The organism is Acidovorax sp. 35-64-16, assembly GCF_002281195.1.
In the GTDB taxonomy this organism is placed as follows: Bacteria; Pseudomonadota; Gammaproteobacteria; order Burkholderiales; family Burkholderiaceae_C; genus Acidovorax; species Acidovorax defluvii.
The window spans coordinates 1-8934 of sequence record NZ_NCFM01000068.1 but is presented as its reverse complement, the minus strand read 5'-3'; the positions used below and the strand labels follow the sequence as shown (position 1 = coordinate 8934).

The window sequence follows — 8934 nt, the reverse complement described above, 5'->3', positions numbered from 1 at the left end:
CTTGAAAACCCCAGTCGCTACCAAACTGCACGGACCGGTCTGGCTGCCTTAAAGGCCGTCAAACTTTACCGCGATGGTCGAAAGGAAGATACAAGTCGCCTTCGGCGCCTTCCCCCTGAAGGGGGACGACGCCCTCGCTGCGGGGCGGCCCTTGCTCGGCGTCCCTGGTTTGCGCAGCGCCGGTCGCATGGGCTGCGGGTAGTGCACAGCGCAAGGGATCACTGCAATGCAGGGTTGGAGCGCCCCAAAAGCAAAAAGGCCAAGCCACGAGGGCCCAGCCTTTTTGCATGGCACTGACCGCGCAAGCCGCCCGGTCAGAAAACCATCATCCCACCCACTTGCGGGCGTTGCGCCAGATGCGCATCCAGGGGCTCAGCGCACCGATGTCACCACTGGTCCAGCTCATCTGCACGTTGCGGAACACGCGCTCGGGGTGCGGCATCATGGCCGTAAAGCGCCCATCGGCCGTGGTCACGGCCGTCAGACCGCCCGCGCTGCCGTTGGGGTTGAACGGATACTGCTCGGTGGCCGCGCCATGGTTGTCCACAAAACGCATGGCCGCAATGGCCTGCGCCGCGTTGCCGCGGTATTTGAAGTTGGCATAGCCCTCACCATGCGCCACGGCAATCGGCAGGCGGCTGCCGGCCATGCCTTGCAGGAACAGGCTGGGCGATTCGAGCACTTCCACCATCGACAGGCGGGCCTCAAAGCGCTCGCTCTGGTTGGTGGTGAAGCGCGGCCAGTCTTGCGCGCCGGGGATGATGTCGGCCAGCTCGGCAAACATCTGGCAGCCGTTGCACACGCCCAGGCCAAAGGTGTCGGTGCGACCAAAGAAGCCCTGGAATTGCGCTGCCAGCACGGGGTTGAAGGTAATGCTGCGCGCCCAGCCAATGCCAGCGCCCAGCGTGTCGCCGTAGCTGAAGCCACCACACGCCACCACGCCCTGGAAGTCTTCGAGTTTCACGCGGCCGGTCTGCAGGTCGGTCATGTGCACGTCGAACGCCTCAAAGCCCGCTTCCGTGAAGGCGTAGGCCATTTCCACATGCGAGTTCACGCCCTGCTCGCGCAAGATAGCCACTTTGGGGCGCGAGAGGTTCAGGAACGGTGCCGCCACGTCGTCCGACGCATCGAACGTGAGGTGCACCTGCATGCCGGGGTCGGTGGGCTCGCCCGCTGTGGCGTGCTCGGCATCGGCGTTGGCGGGGTTGTCACGCTGCTGGCAGATCTTCCAGCTCACGGCATCCCACACCTGGTGCAGATCGGCCAGTGGCGCGCTGAACACGGCCTTGGCATCGCGCCAGACCTGCAGCTCGCCCTTGCCCGCATTGATGCTGGACGATGCCGGGCGCGTCTTGCCAATGAAATGGCTGAACTTCGACAGGCCATGCTCGCGCAGCGTCTGCATCACCTCGTTGCGTTCTGCCGTGCGCACCTGCAGCACCACGCCCAGTTCTTCATTGAACAAGGCCTTGAGCGTGAGCTCTTCGCGTCGCGCACTCACCTGCTGCGCCCAGTTCTTGGCGTCGCCGGTTTCCATGCGGCTGTCGCTGATGCCGTCGCCCTCGGTCACGAGCATGTCCACGTTCAGGGCCACGCCCACATGGCCGGCAAAGGCCATTTCGGCCACGGCGGCCAGCAGGCCACCATCGCTGCGGTCGTGGTAGGCCAGGATCTGGCCCTTGGCGCGCAGCGCGTTGACGGCGTTGACGAGGTTCACCAGGTCCTGGGGGTCGTCCACATCGGGCACCACATCGCCGCTTTGGTCCAGCGTCTGGCCCAGAATGCTGCCGCCCATGCGGCTTTGGCCCTTGCCCAGGTCCACCAGCACCAGCGTGGTGTCGTCTTCGGTGGCGTTGAGCTGGGGGGTGAGCGTGCCACGCACATCGGCCAGCGAGGCAAAGGCGCTCACGATCAGGCTCACGGGAGAGGTGACCTTTTTCTTGTCGCCGCCATCCTGCCATTGCGTGCGCATGGACAGGCTGTCCTTGCCCACGGGAATCGAGATGCCCAGCGCGGGGCACAGCTCCATGCCCACGGCCTTCACGGTGGCGTACAGGTCGGCATCCTCGCCGGGCTCGCCGCAAGCGGCCATCCAGTTGGCGGACAGCTTGACCCGCGGCAGCTCGATGGGTGCAGCCAGCAGATTGGTGATGGCCTCGGCCACCGCCATGCGGCCCGATGCCGGGGCGTTGATGGCCGCCAGCGGCGTGCGTTCGCCCATGCTCATGGCCTCGCCCGCAAAACCCTTGTAATCGGCCAGCGTCACGGCGCAATCGGCCACGGGCACCTGCCACGGGCCCACCATCTGGTCGCGGTGGCTCATGCCGCCCACGGTGCGGTCGCCAATGGTGATGAGGAAACGCTTCGATGCCACCGTGGGGTGGGCCAGCACGTCGATCACGGCCTTTTGCAGCGGCACGCCGGTCAGGTCCATCGGTGCGAATTCACGCGTCACCGTCTTCACATCGCGGTGCATCTTGGGCGGCTTGCCCAGCAGCACGTTCATGGGCATGTCCACGGGCAGCTTCTGGTCTTCGGCCGTCGCAGCGGGGTCGTGCAGCACCAGCTGGCGCTCTTCGGTGGCCGTGCCGATCACGGCAAACGGGCAGCGCTCACGCTCGCAGAAGGCCTGGAACAGGGGCAGCGACTCGGGCGCAATGGCCAGCACGTAACGCTCTTGCGACTCGTTGGACCAGATTTCCTTGGGCGCCATGCCCGATTCTTCGAGCTGCACGGCGCGCAGGTCAAAGCGCGCGCCACGGCCTGCGTCGTTGGTCAGCTCGGGGAAGGCGTTGCTCAAACCGCCCGCACCCACGTCGTGAATGGCCAGGATGGGATTGGCCGCGCCCTGCGCCCAGCAATGGTTGATAACCTCTTGCGCACGGCGCTCGATCTCGGGGTTGCCACGCTGCACCGAGTCAAAGTCGAGCTCGGCCGCGTTGGTGCCCGTGGCCATGGAGCTGGCCGCACTGCCGCCCATACCAATGCGCATGCCCGGGCCGCCCAGTTGAATCAGCAGCGAGCCTGCGGGGAATTCGATTTTTTGGGTGAGCTGGGCGTCGATGACGCCCAGGCCGCCCGCGATCATGATGGGCTTGTGGTAGCCACGGTCCACGCCGGCCACGGTCTGCTCGTACTCGCGGAAGTAGCCCAGCAGGTTGGGCCGGCCGAACTCGTTGTTGAACGCAGCCCCGCCCAGCGGGCCTTCCACCATGATCTGCAAGGGGCTGGCGATGTGCTCGGGCTTGCCCAGCGTGCTGCCCCAGAGCCTGGACACCGTGAACCCCGTCATGCCCGCCTTGGGCTTGGAGCCGCGCCCGGTGGCGCCTTCGTCACGGATTTCGCCGCCCGCGCCAGTGGATGCGCCGGGAAACGGTGAGATCGCCGTGGGGTGGTTGTGTGTTTCCACCTTCATCAGCACATGGTGGGTTGCACTACTCTTTTCATAGCTACTCGCGCTTATTACATAAGCGCCAGAGGCCATTTTTGCCACAAATCGCTCGACTTGGTGGCCTTCCATGACCGACGCGTTGTCCGAATATGCCACCACGGTGTGCTGCGGCGCCAGCTGGTGCGTGTGGCGGATCATGCCGAACAGGCTCTTGTCTTGCGCAACACCGTCGATGGTGAACTGGGCATTGAAGATCTTGTGGCGGCAATGCTCGCTGTTGGCCTGGGCAAACATCATCAACTCCACATCGGTGGGGTTGCGCGCCAGGCCCGTGAAGGCGGCCACGAGGTAGTCAATTTCATCGTCGGCCAGCGCCAGGCCAAAGCGGGTGTTGGCGGCCTCCAGGGCCTTCCTGCCTTGTTCTGGGCCACCGGTCAGCACATCGACATGCTCCATGGGCGCGGGCTGCAGCTCGGTGAACAGCGCGGCAGCGGCAGCGCGGTCGGCCACCACCGATTCGGTCATGCGGTCGTGCAGCAAGGCCGCTACCTGACCCAGCTGCTCGGCGGTCAGCTCGGGCGCCTTGCCCAGCAGACCGGCCTTGAGGCTGATGCGGTATTCGGTGGTGCGCTCGACCCGGCGAATGGCCAGACCGCAGTTGCGCGCAATGTCGGTGGCCTTGGAAGCCCAGGGCGACAGCGTGCCCAGACGCGGCGTGACGATGAGGACGGTGCCGTCGCCAGGGCCCGCATACGGGTCGCCGTAGGTCAGCAAGGCGGCCAGGCGCTCAAGCTCGGGCGGCGTGGGCGCGGCGTCGGTGGCCACCAGGTGCACAAAGCGTGCCGCAATGCCACTGATCCTGGGGTGAATGGCCTCAAGGGCGGGCTGCAGTTGCTGGGCGCGAAAGGTGCTGAGGGCGTTGCCGCCCGCCAGCGTGGTCATGTGCAAGGTCACGGTAGCGGCCTGTTCGGGATGAGAGAGAGGGTAAGGCGCGCCGGGCCTCCTGCGTCACCGGGGTGGGCAGCCCCACGGGGGCGGCCGCTCCCCGGTCCAATGACACAAGGGGTGCTGCAAGCGCAGCCCGCCATTTTACCGGGCATCACGCACCGCCATGCCCTTGCCCGGCAAGGCTTGAGGGGCGATGGGATAATTGCGGCATGAGTATCACCATCAAAACCGCAGAGGACATCGCCGGCATGCGCCTCGCCTGCCGACTCGCTTCTGAAGTGCTGGACTACATCGCACCGCACATCAAGCCCGGCATCACCACGCTCGAAATCGACCGCCTGGGCGCCGAATGCATGGCCGCCCAAGGCACCATTTCTGCCACCGTGGGCTACCAGCCACCGGGCTATCCGCCTTATCCGGGCTCGCTGTGCACCTCGGTCAACCATGTGGTGTGCCACGGCATCCCCAACGACAAGCCGCTCAAGAAGGGCGACATCGTCAACGTGGACGTCACCGTCATCACCAAGGATGGCTGGTATGGCGACAACAGCCGCATGTACCTGATTGGCGAGTGCTCGATTGCCGCCAAGCGCCTGTCCGCCATTACTTATGACGCCATGTGGCTGGGTATCCAGCAGGTGCGCCCCGGCGCGCACCTGGGCGACATCGGACACGCCATCCAGAAATTCACCGAAGGGCACGGCTTTTCGGTGGTGCGCGAGTTCTGCGGCCACGGCATTGGCAAGGTATTCCACGAAGAACCCCAGGTGCTGCACTATGGCCGCCCCGGCACGCTCGAAGAGCTCAAGCCCGGCATGGTGTTCACCATCGAGCCCATGATCAACGCCGGGCGGCGCGAGATCAAGGAGTTTGGCAACGACGGCTGGACCATCGTCACCAAGGACCGCAGCCTGTCGGCACAGTGGGAGCACACGGTGCTGGTCACCGAAACAGGCTATGAGGTGATGACGCTTTCGGCCGGCTCGCCCCCGCTGCCGTCGTTTGTGACAGCCACCACCACCTGAATCCATGTTCACGATCTGAGGCGCAGCGCCTGCAAGCACGACTTTTGCTTGCGCAGGTCATGGCCCACCGCTTTCTTCATCGCCCTTGCCCATGACCGAAATTCACGCCCTGCGGAACGCCTACCGCCACGACAAGGCGACCCTGCTGGCCACCATGCAGGCCACCGGCGCTTCCACCCGTGGCATCCGCTTGATGCTGCGCAAGCTCTCCACCCTGGCGGGCGGGTTGCTGCAAGCCCTGTGGCAGCGCGCCCAGCTCCCAGCCGATCTGGCCCTGGTGGCCGTGGGCGGCTTTGGGCGCGACCAGCTGTTTCCTTATTCCGACGTCGATGTGCTGCTGCTGCTGCCTGAAGGTTGCACGACCGACTCAGGGTGCGAGTTGCGCGCCCAGCTGGAGAGCTTTATTGGCAGCTGCTGGGATGCGGGCCTGGAAATCGGCTCCAGTGTGCGCACCGTGGCGGAGTGCCTGGCCGAATCGGCCCAGGATGTGACGGTGCAGACCTCGCTGCTGGAGGCCCGCCTGATTTGCGGCAATGGGGCACTGTTTGCACAGTTCCAGCAGCAATACAGCGCGCAACTGAACCCGCAGGCATTTCTGGTGGCCAAAACCCTCGAAATGCGCCAGCGGCACACCAAATACGAAAACACGCCCTACGCGCTGGAGCCCAACTGCAAGGAGTCACCCGGGGGCCTGCGTGACCTGCAGATGATTCTGTGGGTGGCGCGCGCTGCCGGCCTGGGCCGCAACTGGAAAGAACTGGCCGCCAGCGGCATGGCCACGGCGTTTGAAGTGCGCCAGATCGAGCGCAACGAGGCCCTGCTGTGCCTGGTGCGCTCCCGCCTGCATGCCATTGCCGGGCGCCACGAGGACCGGCTGGTGTTTGACTTGCAGACCGCGGTGGCCGAATCGTTTGGCTACCGGTCACAAGCGCCCGATGGCACGCGCTTAGCCCTGCGCGCCAGCGAAGCCCTGATGCGGCGCTATTACTGGGCAGCCAAGGCCGTGTCGCAACTCAGCCAGATCCTGCTGCTCAACATCGAAGAGCGCCTGAACCCCTCGACCCACGCGCCGCGCCCCATCAACGCGCGCTTTTTCGAGAAAGCCGGGCTCATCGAGGTGGCCAGCGATGACCTGTACGAGCGCGATCCACACGCGATTCTGGAAACCTTCTTGCTGCACCAGACGACTTCCGGGCTCAAGGATCTTTCAGCCCGCACTCTGCGTGCGCTCTACAACGCGCGCGGCGTGATGGATGGCGCCTTCCGGCGCGACCCGGTCAACCGCGCCGCCTTCATGCGCATCCTGCAGCAACCCTCGGGCATCACGCATGCCATGCGGCTGATGAACCAGACCTCGGTGCTGGGGCGCTATCTGTGGGCGTTTCGCGGCATCGTGGGGCAGATGCAGCACGACCTGTTCCATGTATACACGGTGGACCAGCACATCCTGATGGTGTTGCGCAACATGCGCCGCTTCTTCATGGCCGAGCACACGCACGAGTACCCGTTTTGCTCGCAGCTTGCCGCTGGCTGGGACAAACCATGGATTCTTTATGTGGCGGCCCTTTTCCACGACATCGGCAAGGGCCGCGGCGGCGACCATTCGCAGATCGGCGCCATGGAAGTGCGGCGCTTTTGCCGACAGCATGGCGTGGACCGCGAAGACGCCCGGCTCATCGAGTTCCTGGTACGCGAGCACCTCACCATGAGCACGGTGGCGCAAAAGCAGGACCTGAGTGATCCGGACGTGATTGCCGCCTTTGCCCAACGTGTCGGCAATGAGCGCAACCTCACGGCCATGTACCTGCTCACTGTGGCAGACATCCGTGGCACCAGCCCCAAGGTCTGGAACGCCTGGAAAGGCAAGCTGCTGGAAGACCTGTACCGCGCCACCCTGCGCACGCTGGGTGGCCGGGCCCCCGACGCAGCCGCCGAGATCGAGGCCCGCAAGCGCGAGGCGCTGGTGTTGCTGGCACTCAACGCCCTGCCCTTCGAGGCGCACAAGGCGCTGTGGGCAACGCTGGATGTGAGCTACTTCATGCGCCACGAGGCGGCCGACATTGCATGGCACACCCGCCACCTCTCTCGCCATGTCGGTGCACCCCAGCCCGTGGTGCGCGCGCGCCAGTCGCTCGCGGGCGAGGGATTGCAGGTGATGGTTTACGCGCCCGATCAGGCAGACCTGTTTGCCCGCATCTGCAGCTACTTTGACCGTGCCGGCTTCAGCATTCTGGATGCGCGCGTGCACACGGCCAACAACGGCCATGCGCTCGACACCTTCCAGGTGGTGGCCTCTGCCCAGCCAGGCCATTACCGCGAACTCACGCACATGGTCGAAAGCGACCTGATGCGCGCCATCGAAACCGGTGGCCCGCTGCCCGAGCCGGCCGTGCGGCGCGTGTCACGCCGCGTCAAGAGCTTTCCGGTGGCACCAAGGGTGACCTTGCGCCCCGACGAAAAAGCCCAGCGCTGGCTGCTGGGCATCTCGGCCAGCGACCGCGCCGGTTTGCTTTATCTGGTGGCGCGCGTGCTGGCACGCCACCAGCTCAGCGTGCAACTGGCCAAGGTGAGTACGCTGGGCGAACGTGTCGAAGACACCTTTCTGATCCAGGGACCCGAGCTGCAAAGCAACGCGCGGCAGATCGAGATCGAGACCGAGTTGCTGCAGGCGCTCTCGGCCTGAGCGAGTCTGAATGTGTGCCCGGGTGTCCGCCCGCCGACGCAGTGTTGGCGGGTGGGCCCAGGCATCTCCAGGCGATCACGCCGGGTGGCTGTCGCTGGCGTCGTAAGCGGTCAGCACACGGTGCGCCACCATGTCCAGAGCAGGCCGGGTGTTGCCCTGCTTGTCTGTCCAGACCCGTGGCGTAAGCCCACCGGCCAGGGCAATGGGTTCGCCCTCTCCCAGCGCCTGCAGGGCCGAGCACACAGCGGGCTCAAAACCGATCACATTCACGATCAGCGTTTCGCCATCGCCACTGGCGGCCAGCACCTTGGCCACGGTAAAGGGCTTGCCTGCCTTGTCGATGCGCTGTTCCGCCGGCCCAAAAAGCTTTCCGGCAACAAGTCCACTGATCATGAAATTTCCAATTGGGGGAATAAGAACGGTGCCAGGCAGGTTGACCCTGAACGCGTGTAAAAAAGCCCAAAGCCAATTGGCCAGGGACTTTGGGTAGTTTGCCATCCACTTGCCAACCATGGCAGGCGCGGCGGGGCTCCAACTGCGCACACACCCAAGGCAATGCGTTGAAACAGGATTTTTGAAGTGGTCGCAGGCTTGCGGCAACGATTCCGGAAAATCAGCCCGAAACCCGCCCCAACGCGGATTCTGTCACAGATCTTCGCTCTCTTTTGCCCCCATCCAAGCCCACTTTTGTCGGGTCGGAGGGGCGCAGCGTCCAGCTGGCGAACCGGTAAAGAGCCACGCCCGCTTCCCAAACGCCTGCCCGGTAGCCATTGCTCATCGGGTCTGGCCACAGCCACACTGAAAACGGCCACCAATCCTGGGTTCAATCGCCGGGAGCAAATCGCCTGGCATTCCGCAGTAATACACTCAAGATTATTTAATATTTC

The 8934-nt window shown here is 64.8% G+C and carries 4 protein-coding genes; 2 read left to right on the top strand and 2 right to left on the bottom strand.

What is annotated here, in order from left to right:
* Positions 1–325 precede the first annotated feature (325 nt).
* Positions 326–4345, bottom strand: coding sequence for a phosphoribosylformylglycinamidine synthase (gene purL, locus B7Y64_RS18780; protein WP_291327199.1), 4020 nt, complete (start codon positions 4343–4345; stop codon positions 326–328).
* A 203-nt stretch (positions 4346–4548) separates the two neighbouring features.
* Here purL and map point away from each other — a divergent pair, with 203 nt between their 5' ends.
* Together map and B7Y64_RS18770 are read left to right on the top strand one after the other, a co-directional pair.
* The gene (map, locus tag B7Y64_RS18775; RefSeq protein ID WP_024814892.1) at positions 4549–5364 is read left to right on the top strand and encodes a type I methionyl aminopeptidase; all 816 of its coding nucleotides are present in this window, start codon (positions 4549–4551) and stop codon (positions 5362–5364) included.
* A 91-nt stretch (positions 5365–5455) separates the two neighbouring features.
* Positions 5456–8047, top strand: coding sequence for a [protein-PII] uridylyltransferase (locus B7Y64_RS18770; protein WP_291327197.1), 2592 nt, complete (start codon positions 5456–5458; stop codon positions 8045–8047).
* Between the two features lie 75 nt (positions 8048–8122).
* Here B7Y64_RS18770 and B7Y64_RS18765 read toward each other — a convergent pair whose 3' ends face one another.
* On the bottom strand, positions 8123–8440 hold the full coding sequence (locus B7Y64_RS18765) for a single-stranded DNA-binding protein (RefSeq protein ID WP_291327195.1): 318 nt from the start codon (positions 8438–8440) through the stop codon (positions 8123–8125).
* Positions 8441–8934: the final 494 nt, after the last annotated feature.